Annotated in this window: 29 protein-coding genes; 18 read left to right on the forward strand and 11 right to left on the reverse strand. The window is 66.8% G+C overall.

Annotation, left to right across the window (positions count from 1 at the left end; translation table 11 throughout):
* Positions 1-26: 26 nt before the first annotated feature.
* The 4 genes from ACOGXQ_RS17890 to ACOGXQ_RS17905 form a co-directional block, all read right to left on the reverse strand.
* A complete protein-coding gene (locus ACOGXQ_RS17890; protein ID WP_419944958.1) occupies positions 27-746 on the reverse strand; it encodes an HAD family hydrolase in 720 nt (239 codons plus the stop codon).
* 61 nt (positions 747-807) lie between these two features.
* A complete protein-coding gene (locus ACOGXQ_RS17895) occupies positions 808-4512 on the reverse strand; it encodes a cell wall-binding repeat-containing protein (protein WP_419944959.1) in 3705 nt (1234 codons plus the stop codon).
* Positions 4513-4769: 257 nt separating this feature from the next.
* A complete protein-coding gene (locus tag ACOGXQ_RS17900) occupies positions 4770-5516 on the reverse strand; it encodes a sulfotransferase family protein (RefSeq protein WP_419944960.1) in 747 nt (248 codons plus the stop codon).
* A gap of 84 nt (positions 5517-5600) precedes the next feature.
* Positions 5601-6602: a sterol desaturase family protein gene (locus tag ACOGXQ_RS17905; protein ID WP_419944961.1), complete on the reverse strand. Its 1002-nt coding sequence runs from the start codon at positions 6600-6602 to the stop codon at positions 5601-5603.
* 179 nt (positions 6603-6781) lie between these two features.
* Between ACOGXQ_RS17905 and ACOGXQ_RS17910 the strand changes: the two genes are divergently transcribed.
* The 13 genes from ACOGXQ_RS17910 to ACOGXQ_RS17970 all read left to right on the forward strand — a co-directional run bounded on the left by ACOGXQ_RS17910 (position 6782) and on the right by ACOGXQ_RS17970 (position 14676).
* Positions 6782-7027 (forward strand): ribbon-helix-helix domain-containing protein, encoded by a 246-nt coding sequence (locus ACOGXQ_RS17910; protein WP_419944962.1) that lies wholly within the window; start codon positions 6782-6784, stop codon positions 7025-7027.
* Complete coding sequence (locus tag ACOGXQ_RS17915; RefSeq protein WP_419944963.1) at positions 7014-7322, forward strand: type II toxin-antitoxin system PemK/MazF family toxin; 309 nt, start codon at positions 7014-7016, stop codon at positions 7320-7322. Before ACOGXQ_RS17910 ends, ACOGXQ_RS17915 begins: the two co-directional genes overlap by 14 nt.
* Positions 7323-7405: 83 nt before the next feature.
* Complete coding sequence (locus tag ACOGXQ_RS17920; protein ID WP_419944964.1) at positions 7406-7648, forward strand: hypothetical protein; 243 nt, start codon at positions 7406-7408, stop codon at positions 7646-7648.
* Between the two features lie 118 nt (positions 7649-7766).
* Entirely contained in the window at positions 7767-8639 is an 873-nt protein-coding gene (locus tag ACOGXQ_RS17925) for an FAD binding domain-containing protein (RefSeq protein WP_419944965.1), read from the forward strand.
* A 1-nt stretch (position 8640) separates the two neighbouring features.
* Positions 8641-9195, forward strand: a complete 555-nt coding sequence (locus tag ACOGXQ_RS17930) for a (2Fe-2S)-binding protein (RefSeq protein ID WP_419944966.1) — start codon at positions 8641-8643, stop codon at positions 9193-9195.
* Between the two features lies 1 nt (position 9196).
* The gene (locus ACOGXQ_RS17935; protein WP_419944967.1) at positions 9197-11578 is read left to right on the forward strand and encodes an aerobic carbon-monoxide dehydrogenase large subunit; all 2382 of its coding nucleotides are present in this window, start codon (positions 9197-9199) and stop codon (positions 11576-11578) included.
* The gene (locus ACOGXQ_RS17940; RefSeq protein WP_419944968.1) at positions 11575-12648 is read left to right on the forward strand and encodes an XdhC family protein; all 1074 of its coding nucleotides are present in this window, start codon (positions 11575-11577) and stop codon (positions 12646-12648) included. The genes ACOGXQ_RS17935 and ACOGXQ_RS17940 overlap by 4 nt, the downstream gene beginning before the upstream one ends.
* The gene (locus ACOGXQ_RS17945; RefSeq protein ID WP_419944969.1) at positions 12648-13232 is read left to right on the forward strand and encodes an SRPBCC family protein; all 585 of its coding nucleotides are present in this window, start codon (positions 12648-12650) and stop codon (positions 13230-13232) included. Before ACOGXQ_RS17940 ends, ACOGXQ_RS17945 begins: the two co-directional genes overlap by 1 nt.
* Before the next feature lie 10 nt (positions 13233-13242).
* Positions 13243-13494, forward strand: coding sequence for a hypothetical protein (locus ACOGXQ_RS17950; RefSeq protein WP_419916528.1), 252 nt, complete (start codon positions 13243-13245; stop codon positions 13492-13494).
* 11 nt (positions 13495-13505) lie between these two features.
* A complete protein-coding gene (locus ACOGXQ_RS17955; protein WP_419944970.1) occupies positions 13506-13733 on the forward strand; it encodes a hypothetical protein in 228 nt (75 codons plus the stop codon).
* Positions 13734-13746: 13 nt separating this feature from the next.
* A complete protein-coding gene (locus ACOGXQ_RS17960) occupies positions 13747-14025 on the forward strand; it encodes a hypothetical protein (RefSeq protein ID WP_419944971.1) in 279 nt (92 codons plus the stop codon).
* A 1-nt stretch (position 14026) separates the two neighbouring features.
* Positions 14027-14317 carry a hypothetical protein gene (locus ACOGXQ_RS17965; protein ID WP_419944972.1) on the forward strand — a complete coding sequence of 97 codons (291 nt, stop codon included), beginning with the start codon at positions 14027-14029 and terminating at the stop codon, positions 14315-14317.
* Entirely contained in the window at positions 14314-14676 is a 363-nt protein-coding gene (locus tag ACOGXQ_RS17970; protein WP_419944973.1) for a hypothetical protein, read from the forward strand. Before ACOGXQ_RS17965 ends, ACOGXQ_RS17970 begins: the two co-directional genes overlap by 4 nt.
* A 10-nt stretch (positions 14677-14686) precedes the next feature.
* Here ACOGXQ_RS17970 and ACOGXQ_RS17975 read toward each other — a convergent pair whose 3' ends face one another.
* From ACOGXQ_RS17975 to ACOGXQ_RS18000, 6 genes are read right to left on the reverse strand one after another with little or no spacing between them, the layout of a single operon-like run.
* The gene (locus ACOGXQ_RS17975; RefSeq protein WP_419944974.1) at positions 14687-15154 is read right to left on the reverse strand and encodes a hypothetical protein; all 468 of its coding nucleotides are present in this window, start codon (positions 15152-15154) and stop codon (positions 14687-14689) included.
* Between the two features lie 52 nt (positions 15155-15206).
* Positions 15207-15491, reverse strand: coding sequence for a hypothetical protein (locus ACOGXQ_RS17980; protein ID WP_419944975.1), 285 nt, complete (start codon positions 15489-15491; stop codon positions 15207-15209).
* A gap of 34 nt (positions 15492-15525) precedes the next feature.
* The gene (locus ACOGXQ_RS17985; protein ID WP_419944976.1) at positions 15526-16665 is read right to left on the reverse strand and encodes a vWA domain-containing protein; all 1140 of its coding nucleotides are present in this window, start codon (positions 16663-16665) and stop codon (positions 15526-15528) included.
* A complete protein-coding gene (locus tag ACOGXQ_RS17990; protein WP_419944977.1) occupies positions 16658-17551 on the reverse strand; it encodes an AAA family ATPase in 894 nt (297 codons plus the stop codon). The genes ACOGXQ_RS17985 and ACOGXQ_RS17990 overlap by 8 nt, the downstream gene beginning before the upstream one ends.
* Positions 17552-17577: 26 nt before the next feature.
* The gene (locus ACOGXQ_RS17995; RefSeq protein WP_419944978.1) at positions 17578-17856 is read right to left on the reverse strand and encodes a hypothetical protein; all 279 of its coding nucleotides are present in this window, start codon (positions 17854-17856) and stop codon (positions 17578-17580) included.
* A 34-nt stretch (positions 17857-17890) separates the two neighbouring features.
* Positions 17891-18502 (reverse strand): dimethylsulfonioproprionate lyase family protein, encoded by a 612-nt coding sequence (locus ACOGXQ_RS18000; protein ID WP_419944979.1) that lies wholly within the window; start codon positions 18500-18502, stop codon positions 17891-17893.
* A 110-nt stretch (positions 18503-18612) separates the two neighbouring features.
* Between ACOGXQ_RS18000 and ACOGXQ_RS18005 the strand changes: the two genes are divergently transcribed.
* From ACOGXQ_RS18005 to katG, 5 genes are all read left to right on the forward strand, one after another.
* The gene (locus ACOGXQ_RS18005) at positions 18613-19554 is read left to right on the forward strand and encodes an oxidoreductase (RefSeq protein WP_419944980.1); all 942 of its coding nucleotides are present in this window, start codon (positions 18613-18615) and stop codon (positions 19552-19554) included.
* Between the two features lie 129 nt (positions 19555-19683).
* The gene (locus tag ACOGXQ_RS18010) at positions 19684-20028 is read left to right on the forward strand and encodes a type II toxin-antitoxin system PemK/MazF family toxin (RefSeq protein ID WP_419944981.1); all 345 of its coding nucleotides are present in this window, start codon (positions 19684-19686) and stop codon (positions 20026-20028) included.
* Positions 20029-20292: 264 nt separating this feature from the next.
* Positions 20293-20736, forward strand: a complete 444-nt coding sequence (locus ACOGXQ_RS18015; RefSeq protein WP_419944982.1) for an SRPBCC family protein — start codon at positions 20293-20295, stop codon at positions 20734-20736.
* A gap of 111 nt (positions 20737-20847) precedes the next feature.
* Complete coding sequence (locus ACOGXQ_RS18020) at positions 20848-21291, forward strand: Fur family transcriptional regulator (RefSeq protein WP_419944983.1); 444 nt, start codon at positions 20848-20850, stop codon at positions 21289-21291.
* Positions 21292-21305: 14 nt separating this feature from the next.
* On the forward strand, positions 21306-23519 hold the full coding sequence (gene katG, locus ACOGXQ_RS18025; protein WP_419944984.1) for a catalase/peroxidase HPI: 2214 nt from the start codon (positions 21306-21308) through the stop codon (positions 23517-23519).
* Between the two features lie 57 nt (positions 23520-23576).
* On the opposite strand, the gene ACOGXQ_RS18030 is transcribed toward katG, so the two are convergent.
* A complete protein-coding gene (locus tag ACOGXQ_RS18030; protein WP_419944985.1) occupies positions 23577-24077 on the reverse strand; it encodes a hypothetical protein in 501 nt (166 codons plus the stop codon).
* Between the last annotated feature and the right edge of the window lie 28 nt (positions 24078-24105).

Raw genomic sequence — 24105 nt, forward strand, 5'->3', positions numbered from 1 at the left:
GTCGCCGCGTTGCCGTGCCTAGCCGGCTAAGAGAGGTTGCCGACGGCGTCGGGCAACTCGGACAGGGACGCTAGCTTGATGACCTCTGATGGGACCGATTCCGCCGCTCGCCGCTCATGGGCCCAGACGGGCGCATCGATCCAGATTCCCGAGAGTCCGGCCTCGATTGCAGGAAGAACGTCGGATGCTAGGCTGTTGCCCACTGAAACTGCCTCGGACGGATGCACCGCCAGCAGATCACACATAGAGCCGAATGTCTCGGGACGCTTAGTCTCGACAATCGAGATGCTGTCAAACCGATGCGCCAGGCCTGAGTGATCGAGTCGCTTATGCTGGATCTCGACGTCACCTTTAGTAATGACTGCCAGCCGGTAGTGTCCCACTAGCCGCTCGAGCACACCGCTGGTCTCGGGAAAGAGCCGCGCTTCTGAACGGAACACCGTTGATGTAAGGTCATAAACCCGTTGTTCAACCTCAGCGTCATACCTTGGGGCAAGCTCTTTGTATGCACGCGCAGATGAACTAGGAAATCGGTCGATATCGAAGGCCGCTGTCTTGACGGCTTCGAGATCGAGCTGGAGTTGCAATTTACGCCACGCGTCGCCATCGATATCATGGCGCTCAACTTCAAATTGAGTAAGGTCAAGTGCGCGCTGGTACAGCAATTCCGTTTCCCAGAGAGTGTCGTCGGCATCAAGAATGATGGCTCGTATCATGCGGTCTATTCCTCCGATTCGTTCCGCCATAGGCACTGGTCAGTGCCAGCGACATTCAACACTTGAGCATTTGCCCTATCCATGATGCAGGTCAGTCTTGACGGATGGTGATTTGGTAGGTGGTTGTGGTGGTGGGGTCTTGGGGATAGGTGACGGTCAGTGTGACTTGCACATCTTGCGGGGTGTCGGAAGCGGGCACTGAAATTGACTCGACCGCACCGGTAAGGGGTGGTGTGTCGATCTCAGGTTGGCTCGGAGCCTCTGTTCGGAACTGACCCGATGGCGGGTCCAATACGCTGAATTCGCTCCTGCCCCAACATCGGACCGTGCCATCGGTCCTTATTCCGCAGACATAACCGGTGCCGACGGCGATGGCGGTGAATTTCCCCGACGGAGCATCCCTCTGACCGTGGGAATTGTCGCCCCAGCATTGGACCGCGCCATCAGTCTTGATTGCGCACGAAGCGGTGCCACCCGCCGCTATGGCGGAGACCGGGCCGAGGGCGGGTTGGCCGTGGAGTTGTTGGCCGGCGGTGGTGTTGGCGTCGGTGACGGCGTTTTCGGCTTGGGCGATGTCGCCGATGGCGAGCAGAGCGAGGGTGATGTTGGTGAGCTGGGCCTCTTTGCCGATCTGGGTCATGGCGTCGAGGGTTGCCGGGGGGACGTCGTCGGGGCCGGTGAGGAGCATGACGCCTTGGAGTTCGGCGGTGAGTGGCCCAGCGGCGAGGGCATCGGCGAATCCTCGACCGTTGGCGAGGGCGATGGTCTCGACACCGCCGTCGTAGCAGTGAGCGGTGATGTCTTGGGCGAGGCGGGAGGCGGTGGCGTACCGGTCGGCGCCGGCGACCCCGGTGACCTGGTTGATCGAGCCGAGCTGGGAGAGCTCTCGCTGGAGACACTCGGGGACTGCGCTGGTGCCGCCCAGGATGACCGCGGTTGCGACGTCGTGGGTGCGGATGAAGTCGCGCACGCCGCCCGGCAGCGCTCTGGCGTTGGGGTCGACGAGCAGCACGGGCATCTTGGTGGCATAGGCGGCGGGCGATGCTGTGAGCGCGTCGGCTGAGCCGCGGCCGGTGGCGATGAACACCGCTCGCTGGCTAAGGGCTTCGTCGGGGCCGCAGAGCTCGCCCACGGTGCCGGTGTCTTGGACGACTCGTTCGGCGATGCGCAGAGCTGTCTGGTAGCGGTCTTGGCCCCACAAGCGCGATGTCCAGCCGCGGTGGCCGAGAATCTCGTCGAGTTCGTCTTGGACTGCTTGGGAGACTGCGGCAGTGCCGCCCATGATGACGATCTCGCTCACGTCGTTGTCGCGTACGAAGCTGGCGATCGCGGGATCGAGCCGGTTCTTCGGCGTGAGCAGGATCGGCGCCCGCAGCGCCCCGGCGAGCGACGCGGCGGCCAGTCCGTCGGGGAAGTTCTCGCTGGAGGCCACGATGACCGCACCCGACCAGTCGCTGCCGACCACCTCGAGGAAGCGCTCGCCGACCGCGGCCGAGGTGCCGGGCTTGTCGGCACGGTCCGATGACGGGATGTTCACGGGTTCGTCGAGCCTCACCTGATGGCCGGGCATGCCGGGGTCGGCGTCTTTCGGTGACAGCGACCGCATCTCGGCGCCGTCGGCGGGCCCTGCATCGATGGTCACGAACCGTGTGCCCACCGCTACCGAGGCGGTGTATGTCAACCGCTCTGGGTCGAACAGCGGATCGGTCGCCAACGCCGGACTCGTCACGGATCCGCAGGAGCTGAACAGCACGAGCCCGGACGTGACTGGATCACACGATGAGCTCCACAGGCTCAGCGACTCCAACGACGGCGCGGGCGCCTCGGAGCGCACGATGATCGCCACATTCGCGATCTCGACATCGTCGTAGCCGCCGCCGGCCGCAGTGTGCAGCGCCGCGAATGGCTGGCCTGTGCCGGTGGGGTCGACGGGGACGGTGACGGTCACCGTCTGTGGCACCCAGAAGTTCTCCGGGGTGAACACCAAGCTGCTGGGCGCGGCTCGCACATCGGTGCGCGCCGACAAGTCGATACTGACACGGACCGTGCCGGCGGGCTCAGAGTCCAACGCGATCGTGTAGCTGCCGCTGGGTCCCTGTTCGATGTCGAGCCGAAGCGGGTTGACAGTGACGCCTGGTTCGGGGGTGGCGCCTGCGAGGATTTCGCCGAGTCGCTCGATCGCAGCCAGCGGCTGGACCAGGCCGTGCCCGTACTCGGGGTCCCTTCCTTCGGCTCCTTGATCCTGCGCGGACTCGGCGAGAGCGAGACGCACCTGTTCGGGGGTGGCCTCGGGATAGCGGTTCAGCATGTGCGCCACCACGCCGGCCACGAACGGCGACGCCATCGATGTGCCGCTGGCGTAGCCCACGTGGTGTGCGCACTTCGCAGGCTCGTTGAACGGGTCGGGATCGGGTGTCGTGGTGTCGGTGCATTCGGCTGGGGGATCGTCGATGCCGCATCCGTTGGGTGCCCAGTAGGTGCTGCCTGCTTCTGGGTGGGTCTTGGTGACGCAGGTCAGGAGCGGGACCGTGGACAGGATTCCGGGGCTGTGGCTGCCGCCGGGAGCGGCGATGTACACATAGTCCTGAACCGTGCTGAAGTCGGACAGATTGCCGTCTCGGCCCACTGCGCCAACGGCGATAACCGTGTCGAAGCCTGCGGGCAGCGAGAACGCGTTGACGGCGTTGGGTGTTTCTCTCCAGTTGATCGGTTCATCGGTTTCGTCATCCAGGTCCCATTGCCATGCGTCGCAGTCGGCTTCTCCGGGGGCAATGGTGGCGACGGCCTCTTCGAAGCGCTGCTGCTCAGCGCTGACCTGCACTCCGAACAGCGCCGCAAGCGCGGCGGTCGCGATGCGATCGGGACCGGCGATGTTGACCCTCGGCGTTGTTGGGTGCAGCCGCTCAAGATCGGCGGCGAGAGTCGCGGCGAGTCTTTCGCTGCCGCCCACCAGGATGATCCGCGACGGAACGAGCTCGGACAGCGCCCGGGCGGTGCGCGCACCCAGGCTGTTGCGCTGGGTGAACAGCACGCTGCCGTCCAGTGCCGCTGCGAGGGGCGCCGCGATGCTGACATCTGCGGGTTCCCAGCCATTCGCGAGCACCACCGGCTCGCCGAGTTCCACCGCTGCCCGCGCGGCGCCGCGGGCAGCGGTGTCGACGCGGTCGGTGCCGGCGAGCCGTTCGACCCGAACGCCGGGCACGACAGACGCGATCTGCGACTCGATGCCGGGGCGGAGTGCAGCGGTGCCGCCCACGACGATGATCCGTGACGGCGCCAGGCGCCCCAACGCGTTGACGGTGGGGGCGCCGAGCGAGTCGCGCCGCGCGAACAGCACGCTGCCGCCCAGCGACGCGGCCAGCGGCGCAGCCGTGCCGACATCGGATGGTGACCAGCCGTTCGCGATCACCACCGGTCGCCCGGCGGGCACTGCTGGCGCCGACAATGCAGCCCTTGCAGCGGTGTCGACGCGGTCCGCGCCCGAGAAACGCTCCACTCGGGCGCCACCCAGCACACGGCGCACCTGCGACTGCACTGCAGACGTCAGCGCTGCGGGGCCGCCCATCAACAGCACACGCGAAGGGTCGAGCTGTTCGAGCGCGTCGATCGTGGGCTGGCCCAACTCGTCTTTCGATGCGTACAGCACCGCTGCGTCCAGCCGGCCCGCCAACGGCGCAGCGGCACCCACATCAGGCGGCGACCAGCCGTTCGCGATCACCACCACACCGTTGCCGGAGGCCCCGCCGGCCTGGGCCGCGGCAGGACCCGAGCCGACCGGCATCAGCACGCTCGCCACGACAGCGGCGACAACTGCCGCAGCCGCAATGCCCCGGCTGCGGCGCTTTGTGGTGCTACGGCGCCTTGCGAGTCCCGATGGGGGGGGGGGGGGGGGGTCATAGCGGGTTCACCTCTGAATCAAGCAGACTGAACAACGCACCGCGAAGCGCCAGACCCGGCATTCGAAGATGCCCAACAAGTGTTGCTTCGCTCTCATATCGGTCGGCACGGTAGCAGCGGCCGGTCATAGTTGTTGCTGCTGCCGGGCGGCGGTCGTCACGTTGGGGGCGGTGCAGCTCCAAGCCGGTGGGCCGCCAGGGCTTCATACAGCGGCAGGCTGCGCTTGTACATTTCGACGAGGCGGGGGGAGTCTTCCAGCGGTGGATACGAGGTCTGCTGTGCAGCTATGCCGGTGCTCTGCCGCAGGTTGTCGTGCCACGGGCCGGTGCCCTCGCCGTACCAGCTCACCTCGGCGCGCTCGCCGGGTTCCCACGACAGCGCCTCCGCGATGAACTCGATGCCCACCGCAGCGCAGAACGCCCGGATCGTCCCTTCCGGATTGCCGGTGAGGTCGGCGGCGTCGATGACCGGCGGTGCAGCGCCGTCACGGTCCGCGACCCGGCTGAACAGACGGTGCAGCGACTCGAACCCGACCTCTTCCCATGTGCAGTCGGGCCAATGGTGGCCCAGTCCCTGCACCACCCGCTCGGGGTCCCGGATCAGGAATGTGTGGGTCATCACTGCGAGCTTGGCGTCGTCGAGGTCGTGGGAGACCGAGTAGGCGAAGTCCTTCACGAACACGTTGCGGCGCTCGGCGAGCGCAGTGATCTCGTTCCAGAACGCTGCGAAGGTGTGGCCAGGACGCGCTTCGACATGCGCGTCTCGCTGCGACCGGCGGTCTTCTCCGTAGTAGTAGAGCTCGTTCAACGGCTCGTGGAAGCACTCGAAGTCGCCTCGCTGGCGCATCATCCACTCGAATGCGGTGGAGATCGAACGCGGCGTTGCCCAGAGCGTCAGGAACATCAGCCGGCCTTTCGGCGCCATACGTTCGGGTCCGCGCCGGTCTTCAGATTCATGATGTCCCGGCTCATGGTGTCAAGTCCCGGCTCATGATGTCCGGGCCCGTTTGCGAGAGCGATGAGCCAGCACGGCAGCGCCCTCGGGCGTCCCGTCGTGCCAAGCACCGAGCATCTCGTCCAGCGGCGATTCGTACCCGCCGTAGTTGCACTCGATGAACCGGTGATGGATCTGGTGGTGGAAGTCGCCCAGATCGAACCTGGCTCGACGACCGTTGTGCGGGCCCAGCAGCAGCGCGTCGAACCCGGTGTGCGACAGGGGCGCCCCCAGACCGTGGTGCATCATCATGAAGTACAGGTGCAGCGGGTGCGACGGCAGCAGGAACAGCAGCACCACGTCGGAGAACAGCACGAGATGCTCGACGGGGTGCATCGACAGCCCTGACCATGGACCGACGTTGGTGTTGCGGTGGTGCCACGAGTGCACGTGACGGTAGGCGGGCCCGACATGCAGCAGCCGGTGATGGGCCGAGAAGTACAGGATCGACCACCACGGGATGATCACCCCGAACGCCACGAACCAGACGGGATTGGCATCGAAGGAGACGAGGCGTGCGTGCCCGTTGGCGTACGCCCACAAAATCAACGACTCGAAGGCGGTCCAGATCACCACGGCCGGCGCCAGTGTGAGAAACATGTTCTCGTGCACCTGGTTGCCGAACAGGAACACCCGCTTGTTCCGGCCGAATGGGCGAGCGTCGTAGCGCAGTCCGTCGCCTTGGCGGCGGATGACGTAGAACCAGATATGGAGCCCGCCGGCGACGAGCGTCACCAGGATCAGGTTGCGCAGCCAGACCTCGAAGATCCAGCCGAACGCGAAGCTCTTGGTGCGCTCGAGCGACGGCACGAACCACGCCCAGACCCCCAGCGCTGCCGCCAGCATGAAGAAGCGCGATCGAAGCGGCAGCCATGTGCGTCCGAGATGTCTCGCTATGGCGGCCGGCCGGGGAGGCCAATGCAGGAACGGCGCTGAGCGCAGCGGCAATTCCGGCGTATAGTTCCACGCCGCTCGCTCACCGACGGACGATGACATCGCAGTACCGCCTGTTCAGAGACCGTGTGCGCTCGCTGATCGGTGCTGTTGGCAATGTGCCGACACTCGCCTGTCCTCAGCTGCTGCCAGTATTGGACAGATGTCCAAAACAATCAAGGATGCCGTCCAGAGTCATGTGGGGCGTCATACGAAATAGAGTTGAATGTATGATGAAGATAATGCTGAGCTTTCGAGCCGATGAGGAAGACGTCGAAGGAATCCGGCAATGGTCTGAGCGCCTCGGCATCGAGCGCTCCGAGTTGATGCGCGACGCGCTGCGCCGCCAACTCGCCCGACTCGCCGCCGTGCACGAGGCCGCGCTGTATGAAGCCGAGCCGGTGACGGAAAAAGAGATGTCGCTTGCCGCAGTTGCCGACTGGGGGCCAGCCGAAGACTGGTCGGACTGGCTCGATGCAACGCGGTGAGGTCTGGTTCGCTCGCGCACCTGACGGCGACAGGCCGGTCCTCGTTCTCACCCGTGACCCGGTAGCCGACCGGATCGACGCCGTCGTCGTCGCGGTGCTGACCAGGACACGGCGTGGCTTGGTGTCCGAACTGGAGCTCACCGCATCGACGGACGGTGTGCCGACTGATTGCGTCGTCAACTTCGACAACATCCACACCATCGAGCGCACCCGCTTCCGACGGTTCGTCGCCAAGCTCAGCGAGGGTCGCATGGAGCAGGCATGTCGCCGCCTGCAAGACGCCGTCGGTTGCTAAGCCGCTGCGTTTTCCTGCGTGAGAGGGGCAGTGATATGTTCACCGGGGAGACGAGGCCGGATCTCCAAGGGGAAGAGGAATCCATGCCGATCGAGTCATCAGGCCACAGCGTCGCCACTCCGAGGCTGTACGAGGTCATCGAGGGTGCGCCCAAAGAGGGGCCGAGTCCGACGATCTGGGCGTGGCCGCAGATCATCGACTACCTCAAGGTTGCCGGTCAGCCAGTGCAGGGTCCGTGGCCTCCGCATCAGGAGCGCCGTCCCGATCCGGATGCTGAGGGCATGCCGAGAGCGGTCCCCGACCCCGGCGGCACGGGCGCGCCCTAGCAGGATGCTGAAAAAGCAGATTTTCGGGCGGTGTCCAGTTGCAAACCCGCAGGTCAGGGGCTTGCGCTTCCAGCCAGACCTGCATATTTCAGCAGCCTGCTAGAGGAGGAGCGGTCGCATGTACCCATCCCGATTCCGCTACGAGGCGCCCTCGACCGTTGCCGAAGCGGTAGCCCTGCTCGCCGCGAACGGCGACGCGAAGATCCTCGCCGGAGGCCAGAGCCTCGTCCCCATGATGAAGCTGCGGTTCGCAGCGCCCGCGATGCTGGTCGACATCAACGGCATCGGCGGCCTCGACTACCACCATCCTGACGCCGACGGCAGCTACCGGATCGGGGCATTGTGCCGTCATGCTGATCTTGAGAAGTCGGCAACGCTCGCCGACCACCAGCCCACGATTGCGGCCGCAGCTCCCGTCGTGGCCGACCCGCTTGTACGCACTCGCGGCACGCTCGTCGGCTCGCTGTGTCACGCCGACCCGCAAGGCGACTGGGCGTCGGTGATGGTCTCGCTGGGTGGATCGATCGTGGCCGAGGGTCCGAACGGGCGCCGGGCGATCCCCGTTGGCGACCTCATCGACGGGCCGTTCCAGACAGTGCTGGCCGGCGATGAGATCGCTGTCGAAGCCGTGGTGCCACCGGCGATCGGGACGAGAGCCGGCGGCTACCTCAAGCTCGAGCGCCGGGTCGGCGACTTTGCCACGGTCGGCGTGGCCGTCTCCGCCGAGATGTCGGGCGACACCGTGTCGCGGGCCGGCATCGGGCTCACCGGCGTCGGGCCGGCAACCATCGACGCTGCCGCGGCGGCAGGGGCTCTCGTGGGCACCTCGCTCGACGCCGAGGCCCTCGATACCGCAGCCCAGCTCGCCGCCGAGGCGGCTCAGCCACGCTCCGACCACCGGGGGAGCGCCGACTACAAGCGCCACGTCGTCGCCACCTTCGTACGGCGGATCGGGGTGCAGATCCAGCGATCCGGAGGGGAGGCGGCCTGACATGAGCACGTTGTTCGAAGAGGTCCCGGCGAGCTTCGGTGACGACGTTCCCGTGCGGCGTGTCACCCTGACCGTCAACGGCGAGCGCCGCGCCGCCGATGTCGAGCCGCGGCTGCTGCTGGCGCACCTGCTGCGCAACGGCTTCCGCCTGACCGGCACGCACACCGGCTGCGACACCACCAACTGCGGTGCGTGCACCGTCCTGTACGACGGCGTGCCGGTCAAGAGCTGCACGATGCTCGCTGTCCAAGCCGATGGCCACGAAATCCTCACCGTCGAGGGTCTCGCGACGGCCAGCGAACTGCACCCGATCCAGGAGGGCTTCAAGGACGAGCACGGCCTGCAGTGCGGCTTCTGCACCCCGGGCATGATGCTCTGCGCCACGGCGCTGCTGGAGGAGAACCCCGATCCCAGCGAGGACGAGATCCGCTGGGCGCTGTCGGGGAACCTGTGTCGCTGCACCGGCTACCAGAACATCGTCAAGGCCGTGATGTGGGCGGCGGACAAGCTACGAGGCGCCGAACCAGCCGGCGGCGACGACAGCGAGGAGGGCTGAGATGGCGCTCGACGAGATCAAGATCGGCGGCCTCGGCGCCAGCCGTCGCCGGGTGGAGGACAATCGATTCATCCGCGGCAAGGGCAACTACGTCGACGACATCGCGCTGCCCGGAATGCTGCACTTGGAGATCCTGCGCAGCCCCCTCGCCCATGCCCGCATCCGCTCCATCGACGCCAGCGCCGCCTGGGCCATCCCCGGCGTCCGCATGGTGCTCACGGGCGACATGCTGGCCTCGCGGAACCTGGCCTGGATGCCGACGCTGTCCTATGACACCCAGGCCGTCCTCGCCACGGACAAGGTCAGGTTCCAAGGCCAGGAGGTGGCCTGTGTCGTCGCCGACGATCCCTACATCGCCAAGGACGGCTGCGAGGCGATCGTGGTGGACTATGAGCCGCTGCCGCCGATCGTCAACCCGGTCCAGGCACTGGCCCCCGACGCCCCGCTGATCCGCGACGACAAGGTCGGCCAGAACGACAACGTCGTCTTCGACTGGGAGGTCGGCGACCGCGAGGGCACCGCCCAGGCGTTCTCGCAGGCCGACGTGGTGTCGACCATCGAGATGCATTACCCCAGGTCGCACCCGTCGCCCATCGAGACTTGCGGCTCCATCGCCGACTTCAACCGGGCGACCTCGAAGCTCACCGTGTACATGACCACCCAGGCGCCGCACATCATCCGCGCCGCAGTAGCTCTGGTGGCCGAGCTGCCCGAGCACATGATCCGCATCGTGTCGCCCGACCTCGGCGGCGGATTCGGCAACAAGGTGCCGGTGTACCCCGGTTACGTGGTGTCGATCCTGGCGTCGATCCTGCTCGAGTGTCCTGTCAAGTGGATCGAGGACAAGACCGGCAATCTCATCTCGACGGGCTTCGGCCGCGACATCTACCTCAAGGGCGAGATGGCGCTGCGCCGGAACGGCCGGATCCTGGGCGTGCGGATGCATACCGATTCCGATCACGGCGCGTTCTTCTCCGATGCCCAGCCGAGCAAGTTCAAGGTCGGCCTGATGCACTCGGCGTTCAGCTGTTACGACATCGGGGCCGCTCACCTCACCGCTCAGGGCGTGTACACCAACAAGGCGCCGGGCGGGGTTGCGTACCGGTGCTCGTTCCGGGTCACCGAGGCCATGTATTTCCAGGAGCGCATGGTGCAGGCCGCCGCGGCCGACCTGGGCATGGACCAGGCCGAGTTCCGGCGCATCAACCTGGTGCGTGACGACGACTTCCCTCACCGCACCCCGTGGGGGTTCCTGACCGACTCGGGCCAGTACGCCAAGTGCCTCGACTTGGGCCTCGAAGCCATCGGCTACGAGGACTTCCTGCGCCAGAAGGAGGAGGCCCGCCAGCGTGGGCGACTGCTGGGCATCGGCATCTCGACGATGACCGAGCCGCTGGGGGCGGGCAACAGCCGCGAGTACGACATCTTGGGCATCAAGATGTTCGACTCGGCCGAGCTCAAAGTGCACATGACCGGCAAGGCGCTGCTGCGCACCGGCGCCAAGACCCAAGGCCAGGGTCACGAAACCACGTGGGCACAGATCGTGGCGCACGAATTGGGCATTCCCGCCGAGGACGTCCTCGTCGAGGAGGGCGACACCGACACGGCACCGTTCGGCATGGGCACCTACGCCTCGCGCAGCACGCCGGTGGCCGGCGCGGCGGTGGCGATGGTGTCGCGCAAGATCCGCGCCAAGGCCCGCAGGATCGCTGCGCACCTGCTGGAGGTGTCCGAGGAGGACATCGAGTGGGAGCTGGGGAGGTTCTCGGTGCGGGGCGCGCCCGACCGGGGTGTGACGATCCAGGACTGCGCCGTCGCTGCGTACAGCAACATGCCTGACGGCATGGAGCCGGGCCTCGAGAACAACGCTTACTACGACCCGCCCAATCTCACGTGGCCGTTTGCCTGCTACATCGCCACCGTCGAGGTGGATCCCGAGACCGGTGTGTGGGACGTGCTGCGGGTAGTCGCCGTGGACGACTGCGGCGTGCGCATCAACCCGATGATCGTGGAGGGCCAGATCATGGGCGGGCTCACTGAGGCCTACGCCATGGCGAACATGCAGTTCATCACCTTCGACGAAGACGGCAACTGCATCGGCTCCAACTACATGGACTACCTGCTGCCGACCGCATGGGAGACACCGGGCTTCGAGCTGCACGAGGTGGTGACGCCGTGCCCGCACCATCCCATCGGGGCGAAGGGCATCGGGGAGTGCGCCACCGTCGGCGGGCCGGCTGCGTTCGTCAACGCCGTGATCGATGCCATCGGCGACGCCGGCGTCCGCAACATCGACATGCCGCTGCTGCCGGATCGGGTGTACGAGGCCATCACCGTCGGCCATGACGTCTCCGGCGCGCCGCCGGTGAAGACCGAGCCATGAGCCAGAGCCGTCGCGCCGGGCCCAGTCTCATTGGGCACAGTGCCGTCGAGGGCTGGAGAGTGCTGGAACGCGCCGTCGATCTCGCACGCAGCGGCGAGGCATTCGTGCTGGCCACGGTGGTCTGGCGTGAAGGGCCGAGTTCGGGCCAGCAGGGTTCACGCGCCATCTACACGGCCTCGGGCGAGATGTACGGCTGGATCGGCGGCGCCTGCGCCGAGCCGACGTTCATCCGCGAGGCCAAGGCCACGCTTGAGGCCGGGTCGCCGCGCTTGCTGGCGCTGGGGGCCAGCGACCGTTTCGGCGACCTGCAGCCCGAGGCAGAGCCGGCAGGCGAAGCCGTGGCCCGAGCGGCCCGTGAGCGCAGCGAACAAGAGCGGGAAGCAATTGCCGGACACGCCGGTGTCTGCGCCTTTCCGCGCTGCTTCCCAGGCACGACGGCAGTCCCGATGTCATGCCAGAGCGAAGGCGCCCTGCAGATCTACTTGGAACCCGTCGTGGCTGTACCTCACGTGGTGATCGTCGGAAGCTCGCCGATGGCGGTGACGCTGGCTGTCCTGGCACAGGAGCTCGATTGGCGAGTCGAGCGGGTCAGCGGCGCCGAGTTCAGCGAGGGGCTGCTCACGCCGCAGTCGATCGTCGTGGTGGCCACCCAAGGACACGGCGACGAAGACGTGCTGGCCGCTGCGCTGAAGGCAGCCCCGGCCTATGTGGGCTTGGTTGCGTCCAGCCGGCGCGGCGAGTCCGTGAGAGCGGTGCTGGCCTCGCAAGGAGTCGGCGAATCGGGGCTCGACGCTTTGCGATATCCCGCTGGACTCGATCTCGGCAGCACCTCCCACAAGGAGGTCGCCGTCTCGATCCTCGCCGAGTTGGTGCAACTGCGGGCGCAGGGCGCATTTGCCGCTCCAGTCACGGCGCAGCCACCTGGGACCGCGCTGGCCGTTGACCCCGTCTGCGGCATGACCGTCCAGATCGACTCGTCCGCCCACTTGCTCGAAGTGGGGGACGAGGTCTTCTACTTCTGCTGTGCAGGGTGCCGGTCCACCTTCGCACGTGAGCAGGGAGTCACCTGATGCAGATCACCAGCCAGTTCGAGGTGGCGCAGCCGACCGAAGCCGTGTGGGACTTCTTCGGCAATATCCCGCAGGTGGCCGCATGCCTGCCCGGCACAGAGTTGAGCACTGATCTCGGCGACGACCGCTACGGCGGCACTGTGTCGATCGGGCTCGGCCCCATCAAGCTGGATTTCGACGGCAGCGCTGAGATCACCCAGCGTGACGAAGACGCCCGCACGATCTCGGTCAGCGCCAGCGGCAGCGATCGCAAGGGCCGGGGCCAAGCCACGCTCGCACTCGACGCACGCCTTGCCCCGACTGCGGGTGGAACCGCCGTGGACGTCGCCATGGATCTGCAGCTCTCCGGGCCGGCCGCACAGTACGGCCGAGGCTTGGTGGGTGACATCACGGCTGTCTTGCTGGAGGACTTCGCCGCCAATGTGCAGAACCGGCTCGCCGCGATCGCCGACGGCCGCGATCCCGACGAGGTCGAACAGGTGCAAGCCGCCGGCGGCGTCGCCATCGGTCTGCGAGCGGCGGGCATGGGCCTCGCCCGCGTCGTGCGCCGGCTTGCCCTGCCGTACCGACCCGAGGCCGTCTGAGGAGGCGCTTGTGCTCTGGTGGATAGGAAACCTGATACTGCTCCTAGTGGTCGTGCCGGTCGCGCTTGCACTGCTGAACCGGGTACTCGCTGCAATAGAGCGCATTCGCAAGGCCAGCGACGACATCCTGGCCGGCGGCGTGGGCATCATCGGCGAGCTCGACACCACGCAGGACTTGCTCGCAACGACTGACGAGACGATCGAAGAGGTGGCGGACGGCGCGGTCCGCTACGCCGGTTCGGTCGGGAAGCTTCTGGGCTGAAAGGGGACGTGATGCCTGTTGTCGCCTGGGTCACCGTGATCATCTCCGGCCTCATCATCTTGGCGGCTGCCGTCGGGCTGCTCCGGGTGGTGCTGCACTTGGTGGCCGTTCATCGCACGCTCACTGCGCTGGCGGGCGGTGTTGCCGTCATCGCCGAGCAGACCTCGACGGTGCCCGCCGTGCTGCCGTCGGTCAACTCGACGCTCATGCCTGTCCACGACTTCTGCGAATCGATCTGAGGGAGGGACCGCCATGCTGGCTTTGCTCGCCCAGAGTTCAGACGCCGGATCCACCACCGGATGGGTGATCGGCTATGTGATCGGCATCGTCGTGGTGATTGCCGTCGTCGCCCTCGTCGTGCCGATCCTGATACTGGCCCGATCGATCGGGAATCGGGCCACCGAGATCAACGACGGACTGGAAGACGCCGTCACCAACACGGCGGCGCTGGGGGAACTGAATACGACGATCGCGGCGGCGTCGGTGATCGTTGCCGGCCTCAAGCGCGGCCGGAACCGGTTAGGAGGCTGACATGGACCTGCTGGCTCTCACCGACACCCAAGAGAACCTGTGGTGGGGGGTCATCATCGGCGGCTTCGTCGTGATCGTGGCGGTGGTGGTGCTGCTCACCATGCTGGTGCTGCTGGTGCGCACGATCGAGCGCCGTGTCGAGACCATCAAGGACACGCTCGAACGGGCCGCCGCCAACACCTCTGACACCGCCCTGATCGCAGACACTGCCGACCAGGTTGATGCGGTGCTGTCCGAAGGCCTCGAACACCACCTGTTCTTGGGCCGTGTCCTCGACAAGGTGCGCTCATGACGCTGCTCGTGGTTCTCTCCGTCATCCTGATCGGGCTGTTCATCGCCGGGCTCGCGTTCTACCTGTTCGTGGTGGGCAGCCAGCTCACCCGCATCGCCGGGCTGCTCGAGGAGTGCTCGCGGATCGTGTGGAAGATCAAGTCCGACGCTGAGGCCGTCGAGCCGGGCGTCGAGCGCATCAACAACACGGCCGGCGTCATCGCCGGAGCGCTGCCGCTGCTGTACGGCATGGCCGAGGGCATCGTGGCCGGCGCCACCTACGAGCCCGAATCGGAGCCTCGCGTGCCGTCGCCGGCCCGGCCGGCGATGGGCACGCGCCGCAGCCGCTTCCACGAAGCTGTCGGCTACCGACCCGAGTAGCTGCCGGCGTTCAGGCCGAGTCGTCTTGCGGGGTCTGAGCGGCTGAGCCGCTCGGGTCGCGAGCGGTCGTGAGCGGTCCCGCGGTCGGCGCTCGGTAGCTGCCGATCCACTCGTCTTCCCACTTCTGAATGTACTGGTCGGGCGCGCAGCCGGGCCGGTACACGGCGATCAGCTCCCGGGCGATCTGGGCGCGATGCGAGCGCAGGCCACCCGGAACCTCATAGGTGCAGATGTGCAGGTTCCACTTGTTGCCGGCGCGCCGTTCCCAGCTCTTCGCACGCGGGTGGCCGAACGGCAGACCGGTCTCAGCCAGGTTGTCGGCATGGTCCACGTCGATGACGGCGTAGTCGTGCGGTCGGTTCTCGGGATCGGCCCGGAACAAGATCGCGTAGACGGCGGCTGCCTCCGGGGGCGTCCATCCCCCGAGCACCCTGGGGCCCTCGAAGGGGTAGCCGGCGAGCGAACCGAGTCTGATCACTTGGGCCTGATCATCTGGGCCGACTCATCTGGGCCGACTCATCTGCATCGCATCATTCGTCGAACCCCAACTCGTCGGGGCCGATCACCTCGGCTCGGGTCATCGGCCAAGCGGGAAGGTCCGCGGTCTCGACGGCAGCGGCGAACGCCATCATGGCTGCCTCGACGGCTTGGTCGGCGCTTTCGGCATCGACGACGATCTGGGCGCCGTAGGCCATCGCGCCGACTCCCGATGCGATGCCTTCGAGCGGTGCGACGGCGTCGGCCAGCGCGACCACCTCATCCAGTTCGACGGGGCGGTCGCCTTCGGCTTGGATGGAGACGCTCCACCGGCTCATGGTCTCGTTCCCGTCAGAACGCGCTCCGCCACGATCAGCCAATCTGGGCCAGATCAGCGGCAAATGATTCCAGACTCGCCAAGTCGCGTCCCGAGGCGAGGCTGTCGATGAACGGTCCGGCGGCCATCATGCCGAGCGTGGCGGGCGGCGTGTCGGTGCTGTCGCCGACGAGCGGGTTCATCCAGATGATCCGGTGGCAGAGCCGGCTCAGGCGCTCCATGGCGGCTGCCAGGGCGGCCGGCTCGCCCCGGTCCAGTCCGTCGGAGCAAATGACGACGGTGGCGCCACGGCTGAGTCCCTTGCGGCCCCACCGGCGGATGAAGGTGTTCAGCGAGTCGCCGATCTGGGTGCCGCCGTCCCAGTCCAGGACGCGGGCAGCAGCCAGCTTCATGGCGTCGTCGGGGTTGCGTCGGTCGAGCGTTGCCGTGATGCGCGTCAGCCGCGTGCCGAAGCAGAACACCTCCACCTTCTGGGCTGCGCGGCGCATTGAGTACGCGAACTGCAGCAGGTTTCTCGAGTAGTCGGCCATCGATCCCGACACGTCGAGGATCAGCACCAGTGGGCGGGGCTGTTCCCTTCTTGTCAGGCGATGAAGGACCGGAGCGGCATGGCTGAGCCGCATGGCGTCGCGAGCCATCCGGCGGATATCGAGCCGTGCTCCCGACGGGTCTGATCGCCGCCGCCGGGTACGCCGTCGAGGCGGTTCGAGGCGAACCTGGGCCATGATGCGCCGCAGTGCAGCCAATTCGGCGGTAGTGCACTCGGCGAAGCGCTTGTCGCGCCGGATCTCGACCCCCGATGCCTGCCGCCCGAGCACCATGGGCCGGTCGTCGCTGTCTCCCGAGCCGGGTTCGCTGTCTGGCACGTTCAGCGTGCCGCTGAGGCCCGGTGTGATCGGCTCGAACGCGGGAGGCCCGGGACCGGCCGGGGCCGCGTGACCCCCGAAGTAGCGGCGGAACACCTCGTCGTAGAGCGGGAGGTGGTCGCGGCGATGGACCAGCGTGGACCGACCGCTCCAGTAGACGTCCTCGAGATCGCTGGGCGTGAGCTCGGAGACCGCAGAGCAGAACATGACCACGTCGTCAGAGCCCACCGGCAGACCCTCGTGCCGCAGCGCATGACCGAATCCGACGAGCCGTTCGACGATCTCGGGTGTGGAGCCCCCCTCAGGCATCGGCGACGACGCGGCCGAGTTCGGCCTCGACGAGTTCGAGGTCGTCACGGTCCTTGATGACCGCGCCGATCGTGTCGGCTGCAGCGGCAACGTCGAGATCCTCGGTGCCCAGCACGCCCAGTGCGTCCACCCAGTCCAGCGTCTCGGCGACGCCCGGCGGCTTGGCGAGGTCCATATCGCGCAGGCGCTGGACTGCGGCGACCACCTTGCGTGCGAGAGTCTCGACGGCTTCTGGGGCGCGCAGGCGCACTATCTGGATTTCCTCGTCGAAGCTGGGGTAGCCGATCCAGTGATAGAGGCAACGTCGCCTCAATGCGTCATGCAGTTCCCGGGTGCGATTTGAGGTCAGCACCACCATCGGCCGGCTGGGCGCAGTGATGGTGCCGATCTCGGGGATCGTGATCTGGAAATCCGACAGCAGTTCCAGCAGAAACGCCTCGAACTCGTCGTCGGCCCGGTCGATCTCATCGATGAGCAGCACCGCCTCGCGGCCGGCCCGTACGGCCGACAGCAGCGGCCGCTCGATGAGAAAGTCAGGGCCGTACAGGCCGCTGACTGCGGTGGTGTCGGTCAATTCGCTCTCCGACAGCGCCCTGACCTGCAGCATCTGCCGGGCGTAGTCCCACTCATAGAGCGCTTGATAGGTGTCGATGCCCTCATAGCACTGCAGGCGGATGAGCTGCCGCCCGCCGATCTGCGCGAGGCACTTGGCCATCTCGGTCTTGCCGACGCCGACCTCGCCTTCAAGCAGGATCGGCCGACCGAGTCGCATCCCGATGAGCGCTGCGGTGGCCAGGCCGCGGCCGGCGAGGTAACCGGCCGAATGGAGCTGCGCTTGCAGATCGGCGACGCTCTCCGGCGTCTCACCACGGGGTTGTTCGCTCACGGTTCGAGCCCGGGAGGTTGCCGGCCTCAGTCCCCAGGCGCGGGACCGAGGACGAGGTCGCGCAATGAGCCGCCGTCGGGCGAGGACTTGCCCTCGCGTTCGAGCAGCTTTCGCCATGACGTGGCGATGTCGTCGTCGTCTTCAGAGAAGCCGTCGAAGGTGAAGTGGCGAGCATTGCGGCAGACCTTGGCGTTGCTCGATGCCGCGTCGGGATCGCTGCCTTCGCCTGCCTGCCAGACGTCCGTCAGGACAGGCGGATCGGCGCCTGGTTCTGAATGCGTCGCCACCGAATCAGCCGATGTCACCGCCTCGATAGTAGCCGCAGGCGCAAATTCCCGATCAGACCCGCTCAGTTGCTGCCCACCAGCTCGGCGTCGCCGACGACGGCCCCGGTCCAGCAATACAGGAGAACGGACGGGGTCGCGCCGAAGTCCTGGGTGTGGGGCTGCCACGGCGCGTGGTGAACGGCGTCGCCCGGGCAGGTCGTCCGCGGCGGCCGTCGCCGCTGCTGAACACGGGTTCGCCCGCGAGGACGTGGTAGAGCTCTTCCGCCTCGTGGTGGTGGGAGGGGTAGTGCAGGTGCGGCCCCCAGAGGCCGATCCCGACCCGCACGAACGGGTGCTCGACGATCGAGCCCGGACCGAGCAGCTGCACGTAGCCGAAGTTGTCGAGGTAGTCCTGGGGAAGTACGTCGAGGTAGCCGGCAGTGTGCTGCCACGGCAGCTGCTTCGCGATGCGCAGGAACTCCTCCAGCACTGCATCGATCGCCGGTTGGCCGCTGAGCTCGATCCCCTCGAGGTGCCGCAGCACCGGCAGGTGCACGGCTTCGATCCCCTTGGGGATGCGGACCCCGTCGAGAGCGTCGAGCACCTCGGCCGCCATCGGGTACTCCGGGACCACCGGGCGGCTCCGGTGAAAGGCGGCGATCCGGCGCAGCAGTTCGTCGATCACGTCGGCAACGCTACGCCCACCGGTGCGCAGCAGGTCGCCCCGGCGATTCCCTAGCGTCGCGTACCGTGCGAACTCACCCCTGCCGCTCCCGGTAGGGGAGGAAGAGCGGCATGAGCAGCCAAGGTTGGACGTCTGATCGCATTCCCGATCAGACGGGACGTGTGGCCGTCGTGACCGGCGCCAACTCGGGGAACGGACTCGAGACGTCGCGGGCGCTCGCCGGTCGGGGAGCGGTGGTGGTGCTTGCCGTGCGGGATCTCGCCAAGGGCGAAGCGGCAGTTTCTGACATTGCGGCCGAACACTCCGCTGCTCGCTTGGAAATCGTCGAGCTCGACCTGGCCTGGCTGGACTCGGTGCGTCGCGCCGCCGCCGAGATCCGGGACCGTTTCGAGCGCATCGACCTGCTCGTGAACAACGGTGGGGTGTTCCATACGCCACGCAGGCAGACGAGCGACGGCTTCGACATCCGCTTCGGCACGAATCATCTCGGGCACTTCGCGCTGACGGGCTTGCTGGCGGACCTGATCGTTGGCGTTGAGGGGGCGCGGATCGTCACGGTCAGCAGCAACGCGCACCGGTACCGGGCGCGGATCGACTTCGAACGCTTCGGAATGGAGCAGGGTCGCAGCCAGTCGGCTGCGTACGGTCGCTCGAAGCTGGCGAACCTGCTGTTCACCTACGAGCTGCAACGCCGGCTGACGGCCGCGGGCTCGCCCGCCTCGGCGCTGGCAGCTCATCCAGGCTGGGCCGAGACCGAGATCCTGCGCCACCTCCGGGGCATCCGCTATCTCCAGCCGTTGATGGGGCCCTTGCGGAACAGTGCCGCGGTGGGGGCGCTGGCCACGCTGCGCGCTGCCACCGATCCGGCGTCCGCTGGGGGCGAGTTCTATGGACCAGACGGCTGGTTCTCGGCTTCGAGCCCGGACCCACCGACCTGCTCTGACGACGAAGCTCCGAGAATGATGGTTGACGCTATTGCATGCAAGATTGCTAACGTGATTGCATGCAAAGCACGAGTGTCCGGATCGATGTCAGGACGCACCAAGAGTTGAAAATACTCGCCGCACATCGGGGAATAACCGTTGGCGAGACGGTCAAGCTCGCCGTGCGTCGACTGCGTCAGGACCTGATCGGCGAACAGCTGCGAGGCGGGCTGAGCGAGTCCGAGAGCACATGGCTCGATGCTGACCTCGGGTGACGTCGTCGACCTCGATCTCGGCATGCCACACGGGCGCGAAGCCGGATTCCGACATCCTGCTGTCGTGGTGACGGCGCAGCGCGTGCTCGACGCTCAACCGAATGTCGTGCATGTCGTGCCCTTGACCTCCCGAATCCGGGGGTTCACTTCTGAGGTCGAGCTCGAACCTGATGCTCACAATGGGCTGGACCGAGCGTCGGCTGCCCAGTGTCAGCACATACGGGCGGTCGATGTGGGGCGGGTGCACGGGCTTTCCGGCAACATCGGTGCAGCCGCGCTCTCACAAGTCCGCGAACTGCTTGGACTCATCCTCGACATCGCCGAGTAGCACCGATCAGGGTCGCCGGATGCGGTCGAAGCCGCCCTCGGCGTCTATGACCTGGCCTCTGATCCAGGCGCCGCTGTCGGTGACCAATGCGACGCGACCTGAGAGTGGTCCGGCTGTGCTCATGGCGGGACATCCTCTCGGATCGGGATCGCAATGGTGCCAGTCGGCGTCGCCGGAGGTCGAACGAAATTTCTTGGGGACGCGTCGATACGATCACGCCGGCCCCACACAGGGCGCCCCAAGACCCCCGACAGGAGCAGTTCCATGGCTGAGACCACCGCCAGCACCAGCATCGACATCGCCGCAAGCCCCGAAGCTGTGTACGGGATCCTCACGGATCTTTCCCGTGTCAGCGAGTTCAGCCCCGAGTGCTATCGGTCCGAATGGGAGGACGGCTCGACCGGTCCCGAGGTCGGAGCGAAGTTCCGGGGCTACAACCAGGCCGGCGACATGAAGTGGGATGCGGGCTGTGTCGTCGTAGCTGCCGACCCCGGCCGGGAGTGGGCCTTCGAGGTGCCGGCCCAGGACGGCCGTCGCACGCTGTGGCGCTACGAGATCGAGGCGACCGATTCAGGCTGCCGGGTCACCGAGAGCTTCGACTCGCCGATCCTCGACCAGGAATTCTTCCAGAAGATGAACCGGCACAGCCTGCTGGTGCAGAACATCGCCCAATCTCTGGAGAACCTCAAGGCAGTCGCCGAGGCCTAACCCCCAACCGCCGTTCGCACGCTCGTCGTTCGGGGTTGGGGATCGTCGGATCCCTTCGCAAATTCGATCTGACTCTAGACATAATCCAGAATTAGATATATACTCTCCGGCATGGCCGAGAACGCTGTTCAGCTGCTGCGAGAACGAGGCATTCAGGTGACCGCGCAGCGGCTTGCCGTGTTCGATGCGGTCGCTGGCCGACCGCATGCCACTGCTGACGATCTGGTCGACGATGTGCGTGCCAGCATCGGGGCAGTGTCTCGTCAGGCCGTGTTCGACGCCTTGGCCATGTTGACCGAAGAAGGTCTGATCCGGCGCATCCAGCCCGCTCGATCGGCGGCCCGCTACGAGGACCGCGTCGACGACAACCACCATCACCTGGTGTGCCGTGGCTGCGGCCAGATGGTCGACGTCGACTGCGCGGTCGGGTACCGGCCGTGCCTCGAGGCCGCTGACGACAACGGCTACATCATCGACGAGGCCGAGGTCATCTACTGGGGCCATTGCCCCGCATGCCAAGCATCGCCACCAGTCCAACAGACCGCTCAGATCTGAGTGAAGGAGCAGCAATGACAGATACCAGCGCAAGCGACGCAGCCTCGGCGGCAGGCAGATGCCCGGTGCTGCATGACCCCGCGTACATCGGCTCGCTGGCGAACCAGCAGTGGTGGCCCGAGCAGTTGAACCTGCGGCCGCTCAACAAGAACTCGCCGAAGATCGACCCGACCGGCGAGGGCTACGACTACGCCGCCGAATTCAAGACGCTCGATCTCGCCGCGGTGAAGGCGGATCTTGCCGGGGTGATGACCGACTCCCGGGACTGGTGGCCAGCCGACTTCGGCCACTACGGGCCGCTGATGATCCGCATGGCCTGGCACAGCGCCGGCACGTACCGGATTCATGACGGACGGGGCGGCGGCGGCTCGGGCACGCACCGGTTCGCGCCGCTGAACAGCTGGCCGGACAACGCCAACTTGGACAAGGCACGGCGCCTGCTGTGGCCGGTCAAGCAGAAGTACGGCCGCAAGATCTCCTGGGCTGATCTGATGATCCTGGCGGGCAACGTGGCGCTGGAGACCATGGGGTTCACGACCTTCGGCTTCGGCGGCGGCCGTCCCGACGTGTGGGAGCCCGAGGAGGACATCTACTGGGGTCCCGAGACCGTCTGGCTGGACGACGAGCGCTACAGCGGCGAGCGCGACCTCGCCAACCCGCTGGGTGCCGTCCAGATGGGCCTCATCTACGTCAATCCCGAGGGGCCCAACGGCACGCCCGATCCGCTCGCGGCAGCCCGCGACATCCGCGAGACGTTCGCCCGCATGGCGATGGACGACGAGGAGACGGTGGCGCTCATCGCGGGCGGTCACACCTTCGGCAAGACTCATGGCGCCGCTGACGGCGATGCCCATGTCGGTCCTGAGCCTGAAGGCGCGAGCCTCCAATCCCAGGGCTTGGGCTGGACGAGCACGTTCGGCAGCGGCAAGGCGGGCGACTCGATCACCAGCGGGCTGGAGGGCATCTGGACGCCCACGCCGGTGACGTGGGACAACACGTTCTTCGAGGTGCTGTTCGGTTACGAGTGGGTGCTGTCCCAGAGTCCCGCAGGCGCCTTCCAGTGGGTGCCGACCGATCCGGCTGCGTCCGGCACGGTGCCCGATCCTCATGACCCGTCGAAGCGGCATGCGCCGGTGATGCTCACCACCGACCTGTCGCTGCGGATGGATCCCATCTACGAGCCGATCTCGCGGCGCTTTCTCGAACACCCCGACGAGTTCGCCGACGCGTTCGCTCGGGCTTGGTACAAGCTCACCCACCGCGACATGGGCCCCGTCTCGCGTTATCTCGGGCCCGAAGTGCCCGACGAGGTGCTGATCTGGCAGGACCCGGTGCCTGCTGTGGATCACGACGTGATCGACGACGCTGACGTCGCAGCGCTCAAGACGGCGATTCTGGAATCGGGCCTGTCGGTCTCGGAGCTGGTGAAGGCGGCGTGGGCGTCGGCGTCCACGTTCCGCGACAGCGACCTGCGGGGCGGCGCGAACGGCGCCCGCGTCCGGCTCGCTCCGCAGCGCGGCTGGGAAGCCAACGACCCGGCCGAGCTGGCGGCCGTGCTCACTGCGCTCGAAGGCGTCCAGGCAGCGTTCAACAGCGCGCAGAACGGATCGAAGCGTGTGTCGCTCGCGGACCTGATCGTCCTGGGCGGATGCGTCGGCGTCGAGCAGGCAGCCCGCGCGGGCGGACACGATGTCGTCGTTCCGTTCTCGCCGGGCCGTGCTGATGCTCTGGCCGAACAGACCGACGTCGAGTCGTTCGCCGTGCTCGAGCCGACCGCGGACGGGTTCCGCAACTACTGGCGTGCCGACGACAAGCGCCGCCCCGAGGTGATGCTCGTGGACCGGGCGAGCCTGCTGTCGCTGACAGCGCCGGAGATGACAGCGCTGGTCGGCGGCCTGCGAGTGCTCGGCGCCAACACCGGCGGCTCGTCGCTTGGCGTGCTCACCGACCGATCCGGAGCGCTGACCAACGACTACTTCGTGAACCTGCTCGACATGGGCACCGAGTGGCAGGTGTCCGACACCGAGCACGTCTACGAAGGCCGTGACCGCGTCACCGGCGATCTCAAGTGGACCGCCGGCGCAGTCGACCTCGTCTTCGGCTCCAACTCCCAGTTGCGTGCCATCGCGGAGGTGTACGGCGCGGACGACGCCGGGGCCAAGTTCGTCGCCGACTTCGTGGCGGCGTGGCACAAGGTGATGGACCTCGACCGCTACGACCTCGCCTGAGACCGCTGCGCTCAGCAGCACCCGGCCGGCCCTCGACGAGTCCTGACCGGCCAGAGCTCAGATTCGGACGGCGACCTCGTCGAGCGCCTGCCAGTCGAGCGCGTGGCGCCCGTGGCGGTTCAGCATCAGCATGAACAGCGCATCACCCCGCTCGGTTCGATCGACCAGCGTCGTGGCAGCTATCGCAGACATGCATGCGGAGAACATGAAGTCGCACGCCACGCCGCTCTCGTTGTCGTCGAGGATCACGCGAGCCTGCCGCAACGGCTCGACAATCTCCAAGCGAAACGGCCCGACGCTCAGCTCGATGCGCTCAGCCGGGGCACGGCGCGAAGCGCAGAAGCAGTGCAGCAGCCCGCCGGCCCAAGTGACGCTGAAGTGGCAGTCGAGAATCCCCCGATGAGGGCAGACTGCCATGCCCAGCCCGAAGTACTGGCCGGCATCGTCAGCGTACCCGTTGAACCACATGCGGTCGTAGAAGCACGGATCGGACGTAGCGGGGCGCGCGAAGGACTCAAGCGTCTGGCGGATCGGATAGTCGCCGAAGCGATTCAGCACGGCATCCCTCGTAGACAGTCGGCCCGCG

Source organism: Candidatus Poriferisodalis sp. (assembly GCF_965208485.1).
Classification (GTDB): Bacteria; Actinomycetota; Acidimicrobiia; order Acidimicrobiales; family Poriferisodalaceae; genus Poriferisodalis.

Coding starts and splice junctions, on each gene's coding strand:
- ACOGXQ_RS18015 (WP_419944982.1), top strand. CDS start 20,293: ATGGCTGAGACCACCGCCAGCACCAGCATCGACATCGCCGCAAGCCCC.
- ACOGXQ_RS18010 (WP_419944981.1), top strand. CDS start 19,684: ATGCTGACCTCGGGTGACGTCGTCGACCTCGATCTCGGCATGCCACAC.
- ACOGXQ_RS17945 (WP_419944969.1), top strand. CDS start 12,648: ATGCAGATCACCAGCCAGTTCGAGGTGGCGCAGCCGACCGAAGCCGTG.
- ACOGXQ_RS17970 (WP_419944973.1), top strand. CDS start 14,314: ATGACGCTGCTCGTGGTTCTCTCCGTCATCCTGATCGGGCTGTTCATC.
- ACOGXQ_RS17955 (WP_419944970.1), top strand. CDS start 13,506: ATGCCTGTTGTCGCCTGGGTCACCGTGATCATCTCCGGCCTCATCATC.
- ACOGXQ_RS17985 (WP_419944976.1), bottom strand. CDS start 16,665: ATGCCTGAGGGGGGCTCCACACCCGAGATCGTCGAACGGCTCGTCGGA.
- ACOGXQ_RS17910 (WP_419944962.1), top strand. CDS start 6,782: ATGCTGAGCTTTCGAGCCGATGAGGAAGACGTCGAAGGAATCCGGCAA.
- ACOGXQ_RS17890 (WP_419944958.1), bottom strand. CDS start 746: ATGGCGGAACGAATCGGAGGAATAGACCGCATGATACGAGCCATCATT.
- ACOGXQ_RS17935 (WP_419944967.1), top strand. CDS start 9,197: ATGGCGCTCGACGAGATCAAGATCGGCGGCCTCGGCGCCAGCCGTCGC.
- ACOGXQ_RS17920 (WP_419944964.1), top strand. CDS start 7,406: ATGCCGATCGAGTCATCAGGCCACAGCGTCGCCACTCCGAGGCTGTAC.
- ACOGXQ_RS17980 (WP_419944975.1), bottom strand. CDS start 15,491: ATGAGCCGGTGGAGCGTCTCCATCCAAGCCGAAGGCGACCGCCCCGTC.
- ACOGXQ_RS17960 (WP_419944971.1), top strand. CDS start 13,747: ATGCTGGCTTTGCTCGCCCAGAGTTCAGACGCCGGATCCACCACCGGA.
- ACOGXQ_RS18005 (WP_419944980.1), top strand. CDS start 18,613: ATGAGCAGCCAAGGTTGGACGTCTGATCGCATTCCCGATCAGACGGGA.
- ACOGXQ_RS17900 (WP_419944960.1), bottom strand. CDS start 5,516: ATGTTCCTGACGCTCTGGGCAACGCCGCGTTCGATCTCCACCGCATTC.
- ACOGXQ_RS17925 (WP_419944965.1), top strand. CDS start 7,767: ATGTACCCATCCCGATTCCGCTACGAGGCGCCCTCGACCGTTGCCGAA.
- ACOGXQ_RS17965 (WP_419944972.1), top strand. CDS start 14,027: ATGGACCTGCTGGCTCTCACCGACACCCAAGAGAACCTGTGGTGGGGG.
- ACOGXQ_RS17915 (WP_419944963.1), top strand. CDS start 7,014: ATGCAACGCGGTGAGGTCTGGTTCGCTCGCGCACCTGACGGCGACAGG.
- ACOGXQ_RS18020 (WP_419944983.1), top strand. CDS start 20,848: ATGGCCGAGAACGCTGTTCAGCTGCTGCGAGAACGAGGCATTCAGGTG.
- ACOGXQ_RS17930 (WP_419944966.1), top strand. CDS start 8,641: ATGAGCACGTTGTTCGAAGAGGTCCCGGCGAGCTTCGGTGACGACGTT.
- ACOGXQ_RS17905 (WP_419944961.1), bottom strand. CDS start 6,602: ATGTCATCGTCCGTCGGTGAGCGAGCGGCGTGGAACTATACGCCGGAA.
- ACOGXQ_RS17940 (WP_419944968.1), top strand. CDS start 11,575: ATGAGCCAGAGCCGTCGCGCCGGGCCCAGTCTCATTGGGCACAGTGCC.
- katG (WP_419944984.1), top strand. CDS start 21,306: ATGACAGATACCAGCGCAAGCGACGCAGCCTCGGCGGCAGGCAGATGC.